This is a genomic window from Nocardiopsis sp. JB363, assembly GCF_900143625.1.
Taxonomy (GTDB): Bacteria; Actinomycetota; Actinomycetes; order Streptosporangiales; family Streptosporangiaceae; genus Nocardiopsis.
The window spans coordinates 1-20,250 of record NZ_FRFF01000048.1; the positions used below are offsets into that span (position 1 = coordinate 1).

Here is a 20,250-nt window from a genome sequence, read left to right on the forward strand (position 1 = left end):
AACCCACCCCGCCCAACAACCTCAAGGATCCAGATCCAGATCCAGATCCGGACCAGAACCCAGCTCAGGGGTCGAGTCAGAGCCCACTTCAGAGCCCACTTCAGAGCTCGGCTCGGAGCTCCCGGACCTCGTTGGTCGGGGTTTTCTCGCGGGCCAGAGGATCGGCGGGGGCGAGGTGGGCGAGCAAGGTGCGGCTGATGTCCAGGAGTTGATCGTGCTGCTCGGGGGTGAGCAGGTCCAGGAGATTCTCGCGGAGGCTCGCCACGTGCGGGGCACCGGCGCGTTGGAGGACCTCGCGGCCTTGGTCGGTCAGAACGGCGAACCAGCTGCGGCGGTCGGTCTCGCAGTGTCGGCGTTCCACGAAACCGGCCTCGGTGAGTTTGCGGACGGCGTGGGTGATGCGGCTTGGTTTGGTGTGGGTGAGTTCGGCCAGCTCGCTCATACGCAGTGACCCGTGCTCGTTCTTGGAGAGCAGGACCAGCAGCTCGTAGTAGGTCAGGGGCAGGTCGACCTCCTGCTGGACGTCGCGTTCCACGCGCTGGTCCAGCAGGAGGAACGCCAGGGTGGCGGCGTTCCAGGTGCGTTCCTCGGCGCCGCCGTGATGGCCGGCGCCTCGGTCGTCGGCGCCCTGGCCGGGGGCGCCCTCGGCGGTGTTCTCACCAGTCTGTTCGGGTGGGCCTCGGTCTTCTGGGCGCTCGTCCCGCTCGCCTTGGCCGTGGCCATCGCCGCTCCACGAGTGCTGCCCACCGACCCCCGGAACGCGGGCCTGTCCGGCTTCGATCTGCCCGGAGCGGCCCTGGCCACCGGCGGAGCGCTCCTTCTGGTGTTCGGGATCTCCCGGATCCAGGAGGACGTTCGAACGGGCGTCGGCGTGATCGCGCTGGGGGTGGTGGCCATGCTCGGCTCGGCCTTCCTGCTGCCCCGGCTGCTCGACCGCTGGAGCGTACGGCGGATCCTGTTGGTCGGCGTGCTCGGTGTGGCGGTGACCTCGGGCGCCTTCGCCTGGGCGGTCTCCGGCGACCACTACTGGATGGTCCTGCCCTCGGTGGTCCTGCTCGGTCTCACCGCGAGCACCGTCTACCCGGCGGTGTTCGCGGCGGCGGGGGCCGAGATCGACGACGCCGGGCAGGGGGTGGCCTCGGCTACGGTGTCCACGGCGCAGCAACTCGGCGGAGCCGTAGGACTCGCGGCGCTGGTAGCGGTCGCGGGCACCGGCGGTGGACTCACCGCGGCCTCCCTCGCCGGAGGAGCGGCCTTGACGGTCGTGGCTTTCCTGGCCCTGGCCATCCGCGGTGGCCCGACCCGGTGAACCCGGGTCCCTCCCTCCGTGTGGCACCACGGGTGGGGCCGGCCGCCCGGTTAGCCTGAGGCTCACCGGTCGGTCGCCACACCGATCGGTCCGATGGACGGGGGCTTCGGGCGGGTATGCGCCTGGGAGGAAGACCCATCGATACGGAGGACGACCAATGGCGACCACCTGGCTGGGACCGAAGGGCCGCACCACGGCGCTGGAATCCATGGCGGACGAGGAACTCGACGTCCTCGTCGTCGGAGGCGGGATCGTCGGGGCGGGCATCGCCCTGGACGCGGTCTCACGCGGACTCTCCACGGGGCTGATCGAGGCCCGGGACTACGCTTCCGGTACCTCCAGTAGATCCAGCAAACTCATCCACGGCGGCTTGCGTTACCTGGAACAGCTCGATTTCGAACTGGTCCGTGAGGCACTCCAGGAACGCGGGCTGTTGCTCACCACCATCGCACCGCACCTGGTGCGTCCGGTGCCGTTCCTGTTCCCGTTCGAGCACCACTGGGAGCGTTTCTACATCGGCGCGGGCGTCACCCTCTACGACGCCCTCGCCATGACCTCCCGCAACAACCGGGGGCTGCCCACGCACCGACACCTGACCAGGTCCGGGGCGCTGAAGGTGTTCCCGGCGCTCAAGCGCAGCGCCTTGGCCGGCGCCATCCAGTACTGGGACTGCCAGGTCGACGACGCCCGCTTCGTCACCACGGTCCTGCGCACGGCGGCCGGCCTGGGAGCGAAGATCGCCTCCCGAGTACAGGCCGTCGAGTTCCTGCGCGAGGGCGAGCACGTGGTCGGGGCGACCGCCGCCGACCTGGAGAGCGGCGAGAACTTCCAGATCCGCGCCCGGCAGGTCGTCAACGCCGCGGGTGTGTGGACCGACGACATCCAGGAGATGGTCGGTGGTCGCGGACAGGTCCACGTCAGCGCCTCCAAGGGCGTGCACCTGGTGGTGCCGCGCGACCGTATCCAGGCCTCGTCCGGGATGATCCTGCAGACCGAGAAGAGCGTGCTGTTCGTGATCCCGTGGGGCCGCCACTGGATCATCGGCACCACCGACACCCCGTGGGACCTGGACAAGGAGAACCCCGCGGCGAGCCGCGCCGACATCGACTACGTCCTGGACCACATCAACCAGGTGCTGCGCACGCCCCTGACCCGGGATGACGTCGAGGGTGTCTACGCGGGGCTGCGCCCGCTGCTGACGGGGGAGTCCGACGAGACCTCCAAGCTGTCCCGCGAGCACACCGTCGCCCACCCCGTGCCGGGGTTGGTGCTCATCGCGGGCGGCAAGTACACCACCTACCGGGTCATGGCCAAGGACGCGGTGGACGCGGTGGCGCACGGACTGGGCGGGGCCATCCCGAACTCGGTCACCGACAAGCTGCCCTTGGTGGGCGCGGACGGGTACGCGGCGCTGTACAACCAGCGGCACAGTCTGGCCCGGAACTCCGGGCTCCACGTCTCGCGGATCTCGCACCTGCTGCGCCGGTTCGGTTCCCAGGTCCACGACCTCCTCGACCTGATCAAGGAGCGCGGGGACCTGGCTCGTCCGTTGGCCGGCTCCGACGATTACCTGAGGGCGGAGGTCGTCTACGCGGTGGAGGCGGAGGGCGCCCGTCACCTGGAGGACGTCCTGACCCGACGTACCCGTATCTCCTTCGAGACCTGGGACCGGGGCATCGCGGCCGCGGAGGAGGCGGCCGCGTTGATGGCCGGACCCCTGGGGTGGGACGAGGAGCAGGTGGAACGCGAGGTGGAGTTCTACCGCAAGGGTATCGAGGCCGAGCGCGTGGCTCAGGAACAGGACACCGACCAGGAAGCGGACGCGGTCCAGCTCGGTGCCCCGGAGATCGTTCCGGACGTGCACATCGGGAGGCCGGGAGGCCGTTCCTGACGGGTTCCGCTCGGTGGGGTTAGGGTGCGTACCACCGCCCAGTTACGCACACCCCCCAAAGGACCCTCGGTCATGATCAAGGTGCTGCTCGTCGAGGACGACGTCCGGCTCGCCGACGCGCTCGCCGGCGCGCTGGAGGCGAACGGCTACGAGGTCGTACAGGTTCGTACCGCCGGGGACGCGCTGGCCGCGTCCCCGGCGGACGTCGTCCTACTCGACCTCGGGCTCCCGGACATGGACGGCATCGACCTGTGCCGTGCGCTCCGTGAACGTCAGGAGTTCGGGGACACCGCCATCATCATGGTCACCGCGCGGGGACGGCAGCGCGAACGTGTCCTCGGGCTCCGCTCGGGCGCCGACGACTACGTGGTCAAACCCCTGGCCATCGAGGAACTGTGCGCCCGGATGGAGGCGGTACTGCGTCGTATCGGCACCCGGGTCGGCACCGCTCTGGACGCCGGTCCCGTCAGGGTGGACACCAGTAGCCGCACCGTCACCTGCGAGGGCCGACCGGTGGAGCTCACCCGTAAGGAGTTCGACCTCCTCGTGGTCCTGGTGCGCGAGGCCGGAGGGGTGGTCTCGCGTGATCACCTGCTGCTGAGGGTGTGGCAGACCTCTTGGCCGGGCACGTTGCGCACCTTGGAGGTGCACATCGGCACCCTGCGCTCCAAGCTGGAGGCACCCCGGCTCATCCAGACCGTCCGCGGGGTGGGTTACCGTCTGGCGGTCGGTTCCCCCGTCCCGCGGGTCTGAAGAACCGGCGAGGGAGCCGGGGATGCGTAGACGACTGGTGACGGTGTACGTCACCCTGCTGGTGGTGGCCTGCCTGTCGTTGGCCGTGCCGCTGTGCGTCAGTATCGCCGCTCGTGGGACCTCGGACATGATGCTGGACCGGATCAACGACACCGCCCGATTCGCGGGACTGGCCGAACCCAGTGTCCTCACCGGTAACGAGGGCACCCTTTCCGGTGAGCTCGCCTCCTACGAGGAGGTGTACGGGATCGTGGCGCTGGTGGTGGACCGGGACGGGGAGGTGGTGGCCTCCTCACGCCCGGGGCTGACCCTGGCGGACTTGGACCCGGACGGCTGGCCTGAGGGCGGGGAGGAAGTGCCCGGACCGGTGCGTACGGCGCTGGCCGGTAACCGGATGGGCGCCGACAACGTGGTCTGGCCCTGGCAGGATGGTCCGCTCATCGTCGCCGAACCCATCGGACGTTCCGGTGAGGTCGTGGGCGCCGCCGTCACCTTCTCGCCCACCAAGTCCCTGCGCCGCGCCACCACCGTCCAGTGGGGGGTGGCGTGGCTGGTGGCCACCGGGCTGATGTTCGTCGGCATCATGGCGGCCGGTCCGCTGACCCGGTGGATCCTGCGTCCCATCGACGACCTCGACGAGGCCACCCGCGCGGTGAGCGGCGGCAGCCTGGACACCCGGGTACGCACCGCCGCGGGGCCGGAGGAACTGCGCCGCCTGGGCGAGTCGTTCAACCAGATGGCCGACACCATCACTTCCATGTTGGAGAGCCAACGCACCTTCGTCGCCTACGCCGGCCATCAGGTGCGCAACCCCTTGGCCGCGCTGCGGCTTCGAGTGGACGGACTGTCCCGTCATCTGGGACCGGACGGAGCACAGGACCATGGTCTGGCCTTGGACGAGGTCGACCGGCTCACCCGTATCTGCGACGGCCTGCTCACGCTGGCCCGGGCGGAGGACGCCGAACACTCGATGGTGTGGGAGGACCCCAGGGAGGTCGCGGAGGATCGGGTGGCGGGGTGGAGACCCATCGCGGACCGGGCCGGCGCGGATCTGACCTGCGAGGGCACCTCCGCCGTGTCGGTGCCGTGTGTGGAGGGCACCCTCGATCAGGCCTTGGACGTGCTCATCGACAACGCGCTGAAGTTCGGTGGCGAGGGGGTCCGCATCACCGTGCGGGTGGACGCGCCCGTGTGGGACGAGGAGGGCTGCGGCCACCTGGACGTGCATGTGGTGGACGACGGTCCGGGGCTCCCCGCCGAACAACTCGAACGCGCCACCGAACCCTTCTGGCGGGACGGCGGGGGTTTCGGGGGAGGATCCGGGCTCGGGTTGTCCATAGTGGTCACCCTGTTGGAGCTCCAGGGCGCGGAACTCACTCTTCGCACGGCTCACCCGAACGGCATCGACGCACGAATCCGGCTGCCGCTACCCGCGTTCCGGGACCCTAGTACGTCGATTTCGGACTGAGCCCCGACGTGCGCTCGTCGTAGGCGTACTTGACCGACCGGTAGTAGTTGGTGGCACCCGGGTGCAGGGGCACCGGCAGGGTGGCGATGGCCGATCGAGGGTGCAGGTGGAGGGCGACCGGGTGGATCTCCACCAGAGCGTTCTGCGACTCGAACAGTAACCGGGTGAACTCCCGGGCCGTCCGGTCCGGCATCTGGGCGTTGGCCACCAACAGGCTCGGTACCCCTATGGTGCGCACCGCCGGCACGTTCTCGTAGGTCCCGGTCGGTACGGGGAGTTCGGAGTAGAACTCCCCATGCTCCTCCACCAGCTCCGGGACGTGCTCGGACAGGTCCAGCAGGCGGACCGGGGTCCGCGCGGCCAGGTCGGAGACGGCCTGGGTGGGCAGGCCCCCGGACCAGAAGAACGCGTCGATGCGCTCGTCTTCGAGCGCCCTGACCGAACTGCCTATGGACAACCGCGTTCGGTTCACCTCCGAGGGGTCGTCGGGCACCGGCTCCCGCGGATCCAGCAGGTCCTGCGGCGACTCCTCGTCCATGGGCGGTTCGGTCGGGACGTCGTCGGGGCCCTCCTCCAGCCCGGCGGTGCTCAGCAGCCGTTCGGCGATCATCTCGGTGCCCGAACCCCTGGCGCCCACCGAAACGGTGCTCCCGGCCAGGTCGGAGACGGTCTCGTAGGGGGAGTTCGCGCGCACCACCACGTGCGTGTAGTTGTCGTACAGCCGGGCGATCGCGGTGATGGGCAGCGGTCGGTCGAACGGTTCCCGACCCTCGACGGCGAGCGCGGCCACGTCGGCGAGAGTGAAGGCGGCATCCAACGAACCCGAGGCGACGAGTCGGTTGTTCTCCACGCTCGCCGCGGTGGTCAGTGCGGTGATCTGGGTGTCCGGGTCGGGAGCGGTCACCTGCGCCAATCCGGCGCCGTAGACGTGGTAGACGCCGCCGCTGCCGCCCGTGCCGATGGCCAGACGGAGTGGATCCGTGCGTGGGGGATGTGACCAGGAGAGCAGGGAGACGGCCAACAGGCCGGCGGTCAGGACTCGGGTGGTCGCCCACAGACGGTGGGTGGGGGTCCGCGCCATGTTCGCACAATAGCAACCGGGGGCGAACCTCAGGTAAGGCTCAAATCCCACCCACGGGGTTACCCGTTTCACGGGCATGACCGTTACGTTTCTGGCGACGGAAAGTGGTTTTGGCCACATTCGCGTCCGGAGGGCGGACGCACATCGGCTGTACACACCCTCGATACCCCCTGACCCAGAAAACCCGAGAGGACCAACCGACCATGCGACGCACATTGCTGTCCCTGGCCGCCATCCCCGCCAGTGTCCTCACACTGGCCGCCTGTGGTGCACAGCCGGCCGAACAGGCGAACGAGGACGTCGGCCTCGGCGAAGGCCCGGTCCAGTCCAACCTCAGCATCGTCACCGGTGGTACCAGCGGTGTCTACTACCCGATCGGTGGCGCGCTGCGCACCATCATCGGTGACAACCTGGAGGGGCAGAACGCTTCCGTCGAGGCCACCGGCGCCTCCGTGGAGAACATCCGTCTCCTCAACAGCGGTGACGGCCACCTGGGCATCGTCCAGGGCGACGCCGCCGACCAGGGCTTCACCGGCACCGGCGACTTCGAGGCCGACCCGGTCGAGACGTACTCTCTCGCGGTCATGTACCCGAACGTGTTCCACGCGGTGACCCTGGACGACATCGCCGTGGACAAGGGCTTCGAGTGCTTCTCCGACGTGGTCGGAAACCGCTATTCCGTCGGTGACATCGGCAGCGGTAACGAGGCCACCACCAACCAGGTGTTCGAGACCCTGGAGATCTCCTCGACCGAGATCGAACTCCAGCAGCTGGGTTACGCCGAGACCGCGAACGCCCTGTCCAACGACCAGCTCGACGCCGGTTCCTGGGTCGTCGGCGAGGGCCACTCGGGCATCACCGAGCTCGGCACCACCGAGGACATCCACATCATCGAGATGTGCGAAGAGGAGCGCGAGGCCATCGTCGCCGGCTACGGCGGCTACACCGAGCACACCATCCCCGGCGGCACCTACCCGGGCGTCGACGACGACGTGAACACCATCGCCGTGTGGAACGCCCTGGTCGTGCCCGGTGAGTTCAACGAGGACCAGGCGTACGAGATCACCAAGGCGATGTTCGACAACATCGACGAGGTCATCGGTGTCTACGCCCCGGGCGAGGAGTACCTCGTCCCGGAGAGCATCGAGAACAGCCCGGTCCCGGTCCACCCGGGCGCCGTCCGCTTCTACGAGGAAGAGGGCGTCGACATCCCCGAGGAGCTGCGGCCCGAGACCGGCTCCGAAGAGGAGTAGGACGCCCACCCCATGGCTCATCCCACCGGGGAACGGCGATCCGTGGACACCGGGGTCTCCCCGGGTCCGCGGGTCGCCGCGTTCCGGCTCACCATCGCCGTCGCCCTCGTCGTCGTGGCCGCGGTCGCGACCGCCGCGGCGGTGCCGCTGTGGCCCGCGCTCCGACTGAGCGTGGACGAGGACCGGCTGGGCCACCTGCCCCTGGCGGAGGGGGAGCTGTTCACCCTCTCCTACGTGCACTCGATCGACCACCTGCCGATCGAGGAGTACATCGAGGTCAGGGACGGGAACCTGGTGGTCGACTCCACCCGCCTGCGCCAGTTCGGCGCGGGCATGGGCCACCGGCCCGGAGAGGGGACCGGAAGGGCCGACGGCGAATGGTGGGTCATCGAGGACATGAACCGCGATATCGGCCCGGAGGTGGCGATCCGGGTGGGCGCGCCCTCGGTCGACCACCGGGTCATCACCCCCGACGCCGAGGTACGGCTCTCCCCGTGTCTGGCCACCCAACGCGTGGTCGTCGAACCCGTCCGAGCCACCACCCTCCAGCTGCTGTTCGACACCGACCCGCAGCCGGAATGCGACACACCCCACTGACACCCCGCCTGACGAACCCCGCCCAGAGAACCCGAGGAAGAACATGGCCGACATCCCACAGGCGCGGGGCGACGCGTCCACCGAAGGCACCCGCGAGGGGGGCCGTGATACCGGCACCTCCGCCGACGCGCTGCCCGATGTCGACGGTCTCGGCGCGGACGCACCGCCGTTCTGGCGGAGGGTCGCCGCCGAGCGCTGGGGCGACGGCCGGGCCGGGGCGATCGTGGGAGGGACCGTCCTCCTCCTCGGTATCGCCCTGACCGCCTTCCAGCTCTACATCGCCCTGCGCGCGGGGCTCGACGCCCGTCAGCAGCGCCTCATCCACCTGATGCTGGTGATGTTGCTGGTCTTCCTCATCATGCCGCCGTTCAAGAAGGGCAAGGTCGACGGCAACCCGGTCCTGCTCGTGATCGGTGCCGTGATCGACCTGTTCATGGTCGTGGGCACCGTGGTGATCAGCATCTACCCGATCGCCTTTCAGACCGAACTGGCCCGCAGAGCGGGTGCCTACACCGACCTGGACTGGATCATGGGCGCGGTCGCGATCGTGATCCTGCTGGAGGCCACCCGCCGCTCGGTCGGGTTGATCATGGTGATCCTCGTGGCGGCCTTCCTGTACTACGCCTGGGTCGGCCCGATGATCCCCGGCCAGTTCGGTCACTCGGGGGCCACCTACGAGCGCATCGCCACCCACACCTACCTGGGAAATGACGGTATCTACGGGCTGACACTCGGGGTCGTCGTCACCTTCGTGTTCGTGTTCATCCTGTTCGGCGCACTGTTGTCCAAGACCGGTGGCGGCAACTTCTTCGTCGGTCTGGCCTACGTCCTCACCGGACGGATGGTCGGCGGTCCCGCCAAGGGCGCGGTGCTGGCCAGCGCCCTGATGGGTTCGGTGTCGGGTAGCGCCATCGCCAACGTGGTCACCACCGGCCCGTTCACGATCCCGCTGATGAAGAAGGTCGGCTACAAGAAGCACGACGCCGCGGGTGTGGAGGCCGCCGCCTCCACCGGCGGTCAGATCCTGCCGCCCATCATGGGCGCGGGTGCGTTTCTCATGGCCGAGCGGTTGGGTATCCCCTACGCCGACATCGTCAAGGTCGCGATCATCCCGGCGCTCATGTACTTCGGCCTGATGTTCCTGTTCGTGGACATCCTCGCTCGCAAGCACAACGTCGGGGCGATGAGCGGGAAGGATGTCCCCTCCTTCGCCATCGTGATGCGCTCGGGTTGGCACTTCCTGGCCCCGCTGATCCTGCTCATCGTGCTGCTGCTCAACTACGTGTCGCCCACACAGGCCGGTATGGCGGCCTGTGGCGCCCTGCTGGTCGTGGCCATGCTGCGCGCGGGCAGCCGCCTGACCCTCCGGGACTTCCTGGAGGTGTTCGTCATGGCGGCCCGCAGCACCCTGCCGGTGTCGGTGGCGTGCGCCGTCGCGGGCATCATCGTCGGAATGGTCGGCCTCACCGGCCTCGGTCTGGTCTTCTCCGACGTGCTGGTCAACGCCTTCGCCGGGAACCTGTTCATGACCCTGGTGATGGTCGCGTTGGCCTCCCTGATCATGGGCATCGGCCTGCCGGTGACCGCCTCCTACGTGGTGTTGGTCATCCTGGCCGGTCCGGCACTGGAACAGCTGGGTCTGGCTCTCATCGTCGCGCACATGATCGTGTACTGGCTCAGCCAGGACTCCAACGTGACCCCGCCGGTGGCCTTCGCGGCGTTCGCGGCCGCGGGCATCGCCGACGCCAAACCGATGCGTTCGGGTGTGTCCGCGTGGAAGTTCGCCAAGGGCCTTTACCTGATCCCGCTGCTCATGGCCTACTCGGCGCTGATGGAGGTCGACGGGCCCGTCCTCGACCTGGTGCTCGCGATCGTCACGGGGTCGCTGGCGCTCGCGGCGGGAGCCATGGCCATCGAGGGCTGGTTCCTGCGCCGCACCATGCTCGGCGAACGGATCGCCCTCGGCCTGTCCGCGGCGCTGGTGCTCATCGCCCCCGAGTGGACCGGGTGGACCGAGTCGCTGCTGTCGGTCCACGTGGCCTCGCACTGGTTCGTTCTGGCCGGAAGCATCGCCTGCACCGTGCTCATCGCCCTACAGATGATCAACCACCGTCGTGACAAGGCCAAGGGTCTGGTCGCGCCGGTGGGCCAACCGCAGCCGGGCACCGACGCCAAGGCGGAGGCGAAGGTCGGCTGACCCCCGCTTCACCGGGCCCGTCGTCCCCTCGGGGCGGCGGGCCCTCCGATGACCTAACCTCGCTGACATGGCAGGCATGTGGCGATTCGGACGGAAACCCTCCAAGCCGCTCGGCGGCACCGACCTCGAAGGAGTGCTGGTCTCGGCGTCCTTGGGCACCGACCCCCTGCTGCGCGCCGGCTGCGCCGCGGTCCGTCAGGGCGACGTGGAGGTGGGCGCCTCGCTGCTGATGGAGACCCGTGACGACCCCGAGGCCCGCTCCTACCAGGCCGAGGCCCTGGGCAGGGCCGCTCTCGACCGGCCCGACGAGGTGGTCGCCCTGGTCGAGGACGGCGCCGACCCCGCCGACACCCTGCTGTGGCTGGGGCACGCCCTGCTGGCCCGCGCCATGTCGCTGCCCTCCGGTGGGACCGCCGAGCACAAGGCGGTGGAAGCCGCGCTGCACGAGGCGCGTGTGCCCCTGACGGAGGCCGCCCGGCTCAACCCCGACGACGCCGCCCCCTGGGCCGCGCTGCAGACCGTCGCCATGGGGCTCGGGGATCGGGACGAACGCGAACGCTCCTGGACCGAGGCGACCACCCGCGCGCCGCACCTGATGCCCGCCCACATGACCAGGGTCCGGGCCCTGGCTCCCAACCGGGGAGGGTCGGTGGAGGAGATGTTCGCCGAGGCGGGTGCGGCGGCCGACACCGCGCCCGAGGGCAGTCCTCTTCCCGCGGTGCTGGCCCTGGCCCACGCCGAGTACCTGCGCGGGGAACAGCGCAGGTTGACCGAGGAGGGCAAGAGCCCCTACATCGTGTCCATGAGCCTGGGCCGCCTGCACGGCGACGGGGTCCGTGAACTCTTCCGGCTCGCCCAGGCGTGGGCGTCGGCGGCCGTGCCGCACGTGCGCGACGTGCAGGCGCACCACCTGTTCGCGTGGGCGTTCCACCGGTCGGGTGAGTCCGCCCCGGCGCGCTGGCACCTGGGCGCGGCCGGCCGGTTCTACCACGAGATCCCGTGGTCCTTCTTCGGTCCCGCCCGCACGGGGATCGCCTCGGCCATGGCCGAACTCGGCGTGGACCCCCGTCAGGCCCCCGAGGTGGAGACCGGCACGGGGTGAAAAGCACTGGTTCCCAGGTGGGGTGGTCCGACACAATGCATGGGTGCTACTGACGATCACGACCACGGCCCACCCGGCGACAGACCTCGGATACCTGCTGCACAAGCACCCTGACAAGGCGCAGGGCTTCGAGCAGTCCTTCGGGACGGCGCATGTCTTCTACCCCGAGGCCACCGAGGAACGCTGCACGGCGGCGCTGCTGCTGGAAGTGGACCCGCGGGCGTTGCTGCGTACGCGCACGTCGGTGAGCACGCCCGACTTCGCCCTCGCCCAGTACGTCAACGACCGACCCTACGCCTCGTCCTCACTGTTCACGGTGGCGCTGGGCAGGGTGATGCGGACCGCGATCCGCGGTGTGTGCGAGGGGCGCCCGGAACTGGCCGCCACGCCCATCCCGCTGGAGCTGCACCTGCCCGCGGTACCCTGCCGACCGGGGCCGGACCAGGCCCGGGCCCTGTTCGAGCCGCTCGGCTGGACGGTGCGCGCCGAACCGGTCCCACTGGACCCGGGGCTGCCCGGCTGGGGCGACTCCCACTACCTGTCGCTGACCCTGACCGGCACCCTGCGACTGTCCGACGCCCTCAGCCACCTGTACGTGCTGCTGCCCGCGATGGAGGGCGGCAACAAGCACTACTGGGTGGACTCCACCGAGATCGACAAGCTGCTGCGCGCCGGCGGCGCCCCCGTGGACGGGGTCGAATCCGAGGACGGCGCGGGTTGGCTCGCCGCGCACCCCGAACGCGAGTGGATCACCCGGCGCTACCTCGCCCGCCGGGACCGGTACGTGCGCACCGCCCTGGCCCGCCTCACCGAGTCCGAGTCCGAGGACCAGGACCAGGCCCAGGACGAAGTTCCCACCGACCCGGTGGTCGAGGAGCGCGAGCCGTCCCTGGCCGACCGCCGGGCGGACGCGATCGAGGCGGTCCTGGACGCCGAGCACGCCACCAGCGTCATCGACCTGGGCTGTGGCGACGGGAAGCTGCTGGAACGGCTGGTCCGGCACCGGAACCTGGAGCGGATCACCGGGGTGGACGTCCACTTGACCGGCCTGGAGATCGCTCACCGCAAGCTCTGTGATGGCTGCGACCCGGGCGGTGGCCGTGGCCACCGGCCCCTGTTCACCGAGACCCCACGAGAGAAGGGACAGCGCGCCCGCACCGAACTCGTGCTGGGGTCGGTGGTCTACCGGGACAAGCGCTTCCACGGCCACGACGCCGCCGTCCTCATGGAGGTCGTCGAACACCTCGACCCCTCCAGGCTGCCCGCCATGGAGGACGTCGTCTTCGGCGACGCCGCGCCCCGCGTCGTCGTGGTCACCACGCCCAACGCCGAGTACAACCGCCACTACGAAGGCCTGACCGACGGGTCCTTCCGCCACGCCGACCACCGCTTCGAGTGGACCCGCGCCGAGTTCACCGAGTGGGCCGACCGGGTCGCCGAGCGGTACGGCTACACCGTCCGGTACCTGCCGGTCGGCGACGAACACCCCGAGACCGGGGCACCGACACAGATGGGGGTCCTCACACGATGACCGAGACGAACCTCCGCGTGCCCCGGATGGGGCTCGTCCTGTTGGTCGGGGTATCCGGGTCGGGCAAGTCGACCTTCGCCGCGAAGCACTTCGAGTCCACCCAGGTGATCGGCTCCGACTTCTGCCGCGGCATGGTCAGTGACGACGAGAACGACCAGACCGCCACCGCCGACGCGTTCGCGCTCTTGAACACCATCGTGGACATCCGACTGCGGCGCGGGCTGCTCACCGTCGTGGACGCCACCAACGTCCAGAGCAAGGCCCGCGCGCAGCTCATCCGTATCGCCAAGGACAACAACCTCCTGACCACCGCCATCGTGCTGGACGTGCCCGAGTCCGTGGCCGTGGCGCGCAACCGTTCCCGACCCGACCGGAACTTCGGGGACCACGTCGTGCGCCGGCAGCGCCGTGACCTGCGCGACGGGATCAAGCGCATGGCGCGCGAAGGCGTGCGCAAGACGTACGTCCTCAAGGGACAGGAGGAGATCGACGCCGCCCGGATCGAGCTGGAACGTCCCTGGCCGGAGCGGACCGAACTCACCGGGCCCTTCGACATCATCGGTGACGTGCACGGCTGCCGATCCGAGCTGGAGTCCCTGCTCGACGACCTCGGCTACGAACTACGGCGAGACGACCACGGTCGGCCCGTGGGCGGGAACCACCCCGAGGGGCGCACCACCGTGTTCGTCGGTGACCTCGTGGACCGTGGCCCGGACAGCCCCGGCGTGCTGCGTCTGGTCATGGGGATGGTCGCCGACGGCGACGCCCTCTGCGTGCCCGGAAACCACGAGAACAAGCTGGTCCGCTACCTGAAGAAGGGCGCGGGCAAGCTCACCCACGGCCTCGCCGAGACCGTCGAACAGCTGGCGGCCGAGACCGAGGAGTTCCGCCGGAGCGTCGTGGAGTTCTGCGACGGCCTCGTCAGCCACCTCCTCCTGGACGGCGGGAAGCTGGTGATCGCCCACGCCGGGCTCAAGGAGGAGTACCACGGTCGTGCCTCCGGCCGGGTGCGCTCCTTCGCCCTGTACGGCGAGACCACCGGGGAGACCGACGAGTTCGGCCTGCCCGTGCGCCTGCCCTGGGCCCGTGACTACCGGGGCAAGGCCATGGTCGTGTACGGGCACGTGCCCACCAACAAGGCCGAGTGGCTCAACAACACCATCTGCCTGGACACCGGGTGCGTGTTCGGTGGACGCCTCACCGCGCTGCGCTATCCCGAGCGCGAGATCGTGGACGTGGACGCCGAACGTGTCTGGTACGAGCCGGCGCGCCCGCTGGTCGAGGACGCGACGAAGGAGTCCGAGCGAAGCTCCGGGCAGGTCATCGACGTCGCCGACCTCGGCATGGGCAACCTCCACGCCGGTCTGTTCGTCGAGACCGACGACGGCGTCGTGCGGGCGAGCGGGGAGAGCGCCACGGCCGCGCTGGAGGTCATGAGCCGCTTCGCCGTCGACCCGCGGTGGCTGGTGTACCTGCCGCCCACGATGGCGCCCGCGCCCACCGCCGCCGACCCGGGCCTGCTGGAGCACCCCTCCGAGGCCTTCGCCTCGTTCCGCTCCTCCGGCATCGACCAGGTGATCTGCGAGGAGAAGCACATGGGCTCGCGGGCCGTGGCGGTGCTGTGCCGGGACGAGGCGGCGGCCGAACGGCGCTTCGTCCCCGGCGAACTCGGCACCGTCTTCACCCGCACCGGACGTCCCTTCTTCAAGGACGCCGACCTTCAGAGGACGATGGTCGACGAACTGCGGCGCGCGGTCACCGACGCCGGCCTGTGGGACAAGCTCGGCACCGACTGGGTCGCCCTGGACGGGGAGATGCTGCCCTGGTCGGCCAAGGCGGGATCACTCATCCGTGACCAGTACGCGTCGGTGGGCGCCGCCGCGCGGGCCGCGTTGCCTGCGGCCGGCGCCGCACTGGCCGCGGCGGCCGAACGCGGTGTGGACGTCTCCGGGCTCGCCGCGACCATCGAACGCCGCGGTGAGCAGATGGCGGCGTTCAGCGACGTCTATCGCCGCTACACCTGGGAGACCGACGGTGCCAAGGGACTGAGGTTCGCCCCGTTCATGCTGCTCGCCACCGAGGGGCGCGAGTACACCGAGGCGGACCACCTCTGGCACATGAGCCTGGCCGAACAGCTCGCCGACGCCCACCCGATGATCCACCGCACCCGCTACCGGGTCGTGGACACCACCGACGGCGACGCCTGCGCGGCCGCCGCCGAGTGGTGGCGGGAGATGGTCGACGTCGGGGGCGAGGGCATGGTGGTCAAGCCGCTGCTCGGCGCACGTGCCCAGGCCCGCAAGGGGTTGGCCCAGCCCGGGCTCAAGGTGCGCGGCCCCGAGTACCTGCGGATCATCTACGGGGCGGACTACACCGATCCGGAGCGGATCGCGGTGCTCAAGGACCGCAAGTTGGGCCGCAAGAGCGGGCTGGCCATGCGTGAGCACAAGCTGGGGCTGACCGCCCTGTCCCGGGTGGCCGCGGGCGAACCGCTGTGGCGGGTGCACGAGCCGGTCTTCGCGCTGCTGGCGCTGGAGACCGAACCGGTCGACCCCCGCCTGTGACGGAACGAGGGTGATGGGACGCCCCGGACTTGGAGGATCACACCGGGTTCGGGGCGACTCTTCGTCGTGGGATCAGCACAATCGGATTCCGCTTCGTCTTCCTTTCACGTCCCCTCTTTCGAGGGGACACCCCCGAGGGCGATGATGTGCCCGCACGAGACCCCGTACCCCCGAGCCCACCGGAGATTCAGGCGTGTCCCCAACCCCCCACCGAACCACCGGAGTCGTCCTCGCCGCCATGGCCTTGGGCGCCGGACTGGTCACGGCGGTGCCCGCCCTGGCCGAATCCGGTGACCTGCGCGTCCACGACGTCCAGGGCACCACCCGCTCTTCGCCCCTGGTGGGCGAGGAGGTCACCGACCTGCCCGGCGTGGTCACCGCGATCGCCGGCTTCGGCAGCGCACAGGGCTTCTGGTTCCAGGACCCCGAGGGCGACGGCGACCCTCGCACCAGCGAGGCGCTGTTCGTCTTCACCGGCTCCACCACCCCCGACGTCGAGGTCGGCGACGAGGTCCTGGTCACCGGGCGGGTGAGCGAGTACCGCCCGCAGGACGGCGCCCAGACCATCACCCAGCTCGATCAGGCCGACTGGAACATCGTGTCCGCCGGCAACGACCTGCCCGAGTCGGTCCTGCTGGAGGAGGACACCCTCCCCGCCGCCTACGCACCCGACCACGGCGGCGACATCACCGACCTGGAACTGGAACCCGATACCTACGCCCTCGACTTCTGGGCCGCGCACGAGCACATGCGGGTCCGGGTGGAGGACGCCCCCGTCATCGCGCCCACCGACGGCTACGACGCCCTGTGGGTGACCACCCGCCCCGACGAGAACCCCACGGCGAACGGCGGCGCCCACTACGGCTCCTACGACGACCCCAACGGCGGCCGGGTGAAGATCGAGTCGCTGATCGACCACGCGGAGCGCCCCTTCCCGGAGGCGAACGTCGGCGACACCCTCGCCGGGGTCACCGAGGGTCCCGTCTACTACAGCCAGTTCGGCGGCTACGTCGTCCGTGCCACGTCCCTGGGCGAACACGTCACGGGTGACCTGGAGCGGAAGCCGGTTCGCGCGGCGGAGCGCCACGAGGTCTCCGTGGCCACCTACAACGTCGAGAACCTCGGCGGCGCCGACGACCAGGCGGACTTCGACGCCCTCGCCGAGGGGTTCGTGGAGTACGTCGGAGCCCCCGACATCGTCGGACTGGAGGAGATCCAGGACGACAGCGGTGAGACCGACGACGGCGTGGTCGACGCCGGCCTCACCCTGGATCGCCTCGTCGACGCGATCGCCGACGCCGGCGGTCCCACCTACGAGTGGCGCCAGATCAGCCCCGAGGACAAGCAGGACGGTGGTGTCCCCGGCGGCAACATCCGCAACGCGTTCCTCTTCGATCCGGACCGGGCCCGGTTCGTCGACGTGGAGGGCGGCGACGCCACCACCGCCGTGGAGGTCGTCGAGGGTGAGAACGGGGCCGAACTGTCGGTCTCCCCGGGCCGGATCAGCCCCGAGGACGAGGCGTGGGAATCCAGCCGCAAGCCGCTGGTCGGTCACTTCCGCGCCCTCAACCGCGACGTGTACGTGGTCACCAACCACTTCAACTCCAAGGGCGGTGACGAGGCACTGCACGGGGTCCGGCAGCCGCCGAACCGGAGCAGCGAGGCCCAGCGTCACGCCCAGGCCAAACTGGTCCGCGACTTCGCCGACGAGCTCCTGGCGGTGGACCCCGACGCGAACCTGGTGGTGATGGGCGACCTGAACGACTTCCAGTTCTCCCGCACCCTGGACGTCCTGACCGGGGACGGTGCGCTCGCCAACCCCATGGTGGACCTGCTGGAGCCAAACGAGGGCTACAACTACGTCTTCGACGGCAATTCACAGGCTCTCGACCACATCCTGGTGAACGGTGCGTTGGCCGGCCGCGTCGACTACGACGTGGCCCGGATCAACTCCGAGTTCTACGACCAGGTCAGCGACCACGACCCGCAGGTGTTGTGGATCGACACCCGGCGCAACACCCCGCCGCATCGCGGCTGATCCATCCGTTCGTGCCGGGTCTCAGGCGCCTGAGACCCGGCGCAGGGTGTAGACGTTCGCCTGCGCTGTCTCTCCGCTGCTCAGCCGGACCGGGGCCAGGACCCGCTCGTACTCGTCACCCTCGAAGTGGTCGAGGCGCTTCCAGTGCCGGTCCAGTTCCGCCGAGCCGAGAACGAAGCCGTGGACCTCGGGGCCGGACCCGTCCAGGACGATGCCCGGGTACCCGGCCGCCGCGCCCCAGCCCTGTTGCACCAGTTTTCCCCGGACCGTCGCTGTTTTCGGGCTGGTGGACTGTTCCGGCTACGTGATCCCATTGATCATGGGGGAGCCGCTGGTTTCGCCGGTTTTGTGCTGCCCGGGGCGAGTGCGTGGTGCGCCTCGGGTCTCGTGCCCTGGGGTTGTTGGGCGGGGTTGCGGTGGGTTTCCCTCCTTCCCCGCCGCGTGATTGTGGCCGTCTCCGCTACGCGCGTCAAGGTCGTCGCTGGGGCGGCTTCGCCGAGAGAGCGCTCCACCTTGACCCGCTTCGCTACGACGGCAGTTGGCGGCTATCGGGGAAGCGGGGAGTGGGGTCAGAGACCCAAAAGGCACCGGCCCTACGGGCCCCAGGGGGCCCTCACGGGCCGCCGGGCTTCGCCCGGTCCGGCCGCAGCCGGCCGAATCCCTACCCGGCCCTCTCGTCTTCTCGTTGAGCGCGTCGCCGTGGGCGTCGGCCTGGGCAACGAAGGGCCCGCTACAGGCCGGGCTCGGGGCGGGCCGCGTCCCAGCGGTAGCCAGCACCGGTGGGGGTAATGGCGGAAAAAAGGGGTTGTGGATAACCTGAAAGAGGCGCCATTCCATGATAGGCATGCCGGCGCCCTGAGAAAAGAAAGTAATATACCCGAGAGTAGGGGTGCCATTCTTTGGGGTATTGGCATATAATCAGAGCATGAGCCTTCCTCCCACCCACAGCACTTCAAAGACCGGAAACACTCCGGTCGATGAAGCGCTGGCCAGTGCGCGGGAGAAGACCCTCACCTTTTTCAACAAAGATATCCCGCCCGGGTGTGTGGCGGATGTGTTGGCCCAAGCTGAACGGTCCAACCGGGATCTTGAGCAGATGCGCTACGGCATGCTGACCATGCTCGCCACACAGGAAGCCTCCGGGTACCTACTGGAAGAGGGCGGCCAGAACACCCTCAAGGCGTGGATCACCCACAAGTGGAAGACCTCCGCCGCCGAGGCCGGTAACCTGGCCACTCTGGCCCGAGCCCTGCACCACCAGCAGCTCCCGCTGGTGGACGAGGCGTTCCAGGGTGATGTCCTGTCGTTGGGTGAGGCGTGCGCGATCGCGACCTCCACCGAAAAAGCTGTGACGGACTGGGCGAAGGTCCTGGACTCAGCGGATGAGGACTTCCGGGCGCAGCACCCCGACGTGGAGGGTTTCCGGGCCCGCCTGGAGTTCGGGCTGATCGCCTATAAGAAGGAATGCCCGAAAGCGTCGGTGCGTCAGTTGCGGGACGCGGCGAAATGGTTCGTCGCCCAACTGGACCCCGACAAAGCCGACCGGGATTACGACGAGACTTTCGACAACCGTGGCGCCCAATTCTCACCCACCTTCGAAGGCGGATTCCTGCTCCGCATGTGGGGGCCGGGTGCGGACAACCAGCTCATCCAGGCCGCCCTGGACGCCTACACCGAACCCTACGGGCCCGACAGTGCCGCTATCCCCAAGCATCAGCGCACTTATGACGCGATGATGCGGATCTTCGAGACCGCCCTGGCCCACCGCGAGTGCGCGAAAGCGCCCCGGCCGGTGGTCACGTTGAACATCACCGTGCCGCTCAAGCGCTACCTCGGCGACCAAACAGCCGAACCCGCTGTCACCGAGGACGGGGTGGTCATCCCCGACCAGATGATCTCCCGCCTCACCCCGAAAAGCTGGTTGCGCCGCTTCCTGACCGACGCCGAAGGCAAAACCCTGCTCGATGTGGGGCAGAAGCACCGGTGCGCCCCCGATCCCGTACGCCAGGCGGCCGGGTACAAGGAGTTTCACTGCGAGTGGCACGAAGGCTGTGATATGCCGCGTAGCTGGTCGCAGTTCGACCACATCATCGCCTTCTCCCACGGCGGGGCCACCAGCTCCGACAACATGCAGCTGTTGTGCTCCACCCACAACCGGCTCAAGCACCGCCTGCAGGTGAAAGCGAACCAGCAGATCTGGGAGCACCACCACACCCAGAACCGCCAGAACACCGCCGGGGATCAAGGTGGTGAAGACGGTGAGGGCGACCCAGCACCAGCCGCCTAACACCACCGCACCAGCTTCCACCAGGCGAAAACATCGCCCCGCTCCGCACGATCAACCTGGAGCAGACCCCCCGCACCTCTCGAAAAACACCCCCGGGTGGGTGACAGAGACCCCAAAGGCCCCATGCCTTGTGGGGATACAGCCATGCCCGCACACCGAACCCCCCACCCAGAGCCATA

14 protein-coding genes and 1 pseudogene are annotated in these 20,250 nt (G+C 69.3%); 12 read left to right on the forward strand and 3 right to left on the reverse strand.

What is annotated here, in order from left to right:
- Nucleotides 1-100 precede the first annotated feature (100 nt).
- Nucleotides 101-535, reverse strand: coding sequence for a MarR family winged helix-turn-helix transcriptional regulator (locus BQ8420_RS07760; RefSeq protein ID WP_235005996.1), 435 nt, complete (start codon nucleotides 533-535; stop codon nucleotides 101-103).
- Here BQ8420_RS07760 and BQ8420_RS32610 point away from each other — a divergent pair.
- The 4 genes from BQ8420_RS32610 to BQ8420_RS07780 all read left to right on the forward strand — a co-directional run bounded on the left by BQ8420_RS32610 (nucleotide 455) and on the right by BQ8420_RS07780 (nucleotide 5,421).
- Nucleotides 455-1,309: an MFS transporter gene (locus BQ8420_RS32610; protein WP_087097144.1), complete on the forward strand. Its 855-nt coding sequence runs from the start codon at nucleotides 455-457 to the stop codon at nucleotides 1,307-1,309. The two genes, BQ8420_RS07760 and BQ8420_RS32610, sit on opposite strands and share 81 nt — an antisense overlap.
- Nucleotides 1,310-1,466: 157 nt before the next feature.
- Nucleotides 1,467-3,200 (forward strand): glycerol-3-phosphate dehydrogenase, encoded by a 1,734-nt coding sequence (gene glpD / locus BQ8420_RS07770; RefSeq protein ID WP_087097145.1) that lies wholly within the window; start codon nucleotides 1,467-1,469, stop codon nucleotides 3,198-3,200.
- Between the two features lie 72 nt (nucleotides 3,201-3,272).
- Nucleotides 3,273-3,953: a response regulator transcription factor gene (locus BQ8420_RS07775; protein WP_087097146.1), complete on the forward strand. Its 681-nt coding sequence runs from the start codon at nucleotides 3,273-3,275 to the stop codon at nucleotides 3,951-3,953.
- A 22-nt stretch (nucleotides 3,954-3,975) separates the two neighbouring features.
- Entirely contained in the window at nucleotides 3,976-5,421 is a 1,446-nt protein-coding gene (locus BQ8420_RS07780) for a HAMP domain-containing sensor histidine kinase (RefSeq protein WP_087097147.1), read from the forward strand.
- Here BQ8420_RS07780 and BQ8420_RS07785 read toward each other — a convergent pair.
- Nucleotides 5,399-6,502, reverse strand: coding sequence for a TAXI family TRAP transporter solute-binding subunit (locus BQ8420_RS07785; RefSeq protein WP_087097148.1), 1,104 nt, complete (start codon nucleotides 6,500-6,502; stop codon nucleotides 5,399-5,401). The genes BQ8420_RS07780 and BQ8420_RS07785 overlap by 23 nt on opposite strands.
- A gap of 203 nt (nucleotides 6,503-6,705) precedes the next feature.
- Here BQ8420_RS07785 and BQ8420_RS07790 point away from each other — a divergent pair, with 203 nt between their 5' ends.
- From BQ8420_RS07790 to BQ8420_RS07820, 7 genes are all read left to right on the forward strand, one after another.
- The gene (locus BQ8420_RS07790; RefSeq protein ID WP_087097149.1) at nucleotides 6,706-7,755 is read left to right on the forward strand and encodes a TAXI family TRAP transporter solute-binding subunit; all 1,050 of its coding nucleotides are present in this window, start codon (nucleotides 6,706-6,708) and stop codon (nucleotides 7,753-7,755) included.
- A gap of 12 nt (nucleotides 7,756-7,767) precedes the next feature.
- Nucleotides 7,768-8,352 carry a DUF1850 domain-containing protein gene (locus tag BQ8420_RS07795; protein ID WP_087097150.1) on the forward strand — a complete coding sequence of 195 codons (585 nt, stop codon included), beginning with the start codon at nucleotides 7,768-7,770 and terminating at the stop codon, nucleotides 8,350-8,352.
- A 43-nt stretch (nucleotides 8,353-8,395) separates the two neighbouring features.
- Nucleotides 8,396-10,549, forward strand: coding sequence for a TRAP transporter fused permease subunit (locus BQ8420_RS07800; protein ID WP_087097151.1), 2,154 nt, complete (start codon nucleotides 8,396-8,398; stop codon nucleotides 10,547-10,549).
- 76 nt (nucleotides 10,550-10,625) lie between these two features.
- Nucleotides 10,626-11,651: a hypothetical protein gene (locus BQ8420_RS07805; RefSeq protein WP_087097152.1), complete on the forward strand. Its 1,026-nt coding sequence runs from the start codon at nucleotides 10,626-10,628 to the stop codon at nucleotides 11,649-11,651.
- Between the two features lie 43 nt (nucleotides 11,652-11,694).
- Nucleotides 11,695-13,182 (forward strand): 3' terminal RNA ribose 2'-O-methyltransferase Hen1, encoded by a 1,488-nt coding sequence (locus BQ8420_RS07810; protein ID WP_087097153.1) that lies wholly within the window; start codon nucleotides 11,695-11,697, stop codon nucleotides 13,180-13,182.
- Complete coding sequence (locus BQ8420_RS07815; RefSeq protein WP_087097154.1) at nucleotides 13,179-15,746, forward strand: polynucleotide kinase-phosphatase; 2,568 nt, start codon at nucleotides 13,179-13,181, stop codon at nucleotides 15,744-15,746. The genes BQ8420_RS07810 and BQ8420_RS07815 overlap by 4 nt, the downstream gene beginning before the upstream one ends.
- 193 nt (nucleotides 15,747-15,939) lie before the next feature.
- Nucleotides 15,940-17,784, forward strand: a complete 1,845-nt coding sequence (locus BQ8420_RS07820) for an endonuclease/exonuclease/phosphatase family protein (RefSeq protein WP_087097155.1) — start codon at nucleotides 15,940-15,942, stop codon at nucleotides 17,782-17,784.
- Between the two features lie 21 nt (nucleotides 17,785-17,805).
- Here BQ8420_RS07820 and BQ8420_RS07825 read toward each other — a convergent pair.
- A pseudogene (locus tag BQ8420_RS07825) lies at nucleotides 17,806-18,054 on the reverse strand (gamma-glutamylcyclotransferase); the annotation flags it as partial.
- Between the two features lie 655 nt (nucleotides 18,055-18,709).
- On the opposite strand from BQ8420_RS07825, the gene BQ8420_RS07830 reads away from it, so the two are divergent.
- Entirely contained in the window at nucleotides 18,710-20,071 is a 1,362-nt protein-coding gene (locus BQ8420_RS07830; RefSeq protein ID WP_087097157.1) for an HNH endonuclease signature motif containing protein, read from the forward strand.
- The last annotated feature ends 179 nt before the right edge of the window (nucleotides 20,072-20,250 follow it).

What these genes read in the sequence shown, in the direction of transcription:
- BQ8420_RS07800 (WP_087097151.1), top strand. Translation starts at nt 8,396, where the DNA reads ATGGCCGACATCCCACAGGCGCGGGGCGACGCGTCCACCGAAGGCACC.
- BQ8420_RS07815 (WP_087097154.1), top strand. Translation starts at nt 13,179, where the DNA reads ATGACCGAGACGAACCTCCGCGTGCCCCGGATGGGGCTCGTCCTGTTG.
- BQ8420_RS07775 (WP_087097146.1), top strand. Translation starts at nt 3,273, where the DNA reads ATGATCAAGGTGCTGCTCGTCGAGGACGACGTCCGGCTCGCCGACGCG.
- BQ8420_RS07780 (WP_087097147.1), top strand. Translation starts at nt 3,976, where the DNA reads ATGCGTAGACGACTGGTGACGGTGTACGTCACCCTGCTGGTGGTGGCC.
- glpD (WP_087097145.1), top strand. Translation starts at nt 1,467, where the DNA reads ATGGCGACCACCTGGCTGGGACCGAAGGGCCGCACCACGGCGCTGGAA.
- BQ8420_RS07805 (WP_087097152.1), top strand. Translation starts at nt 10,626, where the DNA reads ATGTGGCGATTCGGACGGAAACCCTCCAAGCCGCTCGGCGGCACCGAC.
- BQ8420_RS07795 (WP_087097150.1), top strand. Translation starts at nt 7,768, where the DNA reads ATGGCTCATCCCACCGGGGAACGGCGATCCGTGGACACCGGGGTCTCC.
- BQ8420_RS07785 (WP_087097148.1), bottom strand. Translation starts at nt 6,502, where the DNA reads ATGGCGCGGACCCCCACCCACCGTCTGTGGGCGACCACCCGAGTCCTG.
- BQ8420_RS07830 (WP_087097157.1), top strand. Translation starts at nt 18,710, where the DNA reads ATGAGCCTTCCTCCCACCCACAGCACTTCAAAGACCGGAAACACTCCG.
- BQ8420_RS07790 (WP_087097149.1), top strand. Translation starts at nt 6,706, where the DNA reads ATGCGACGCACATTGCTGTCCCTGGCCGCCATCCCCGCCAGTGTCCTC.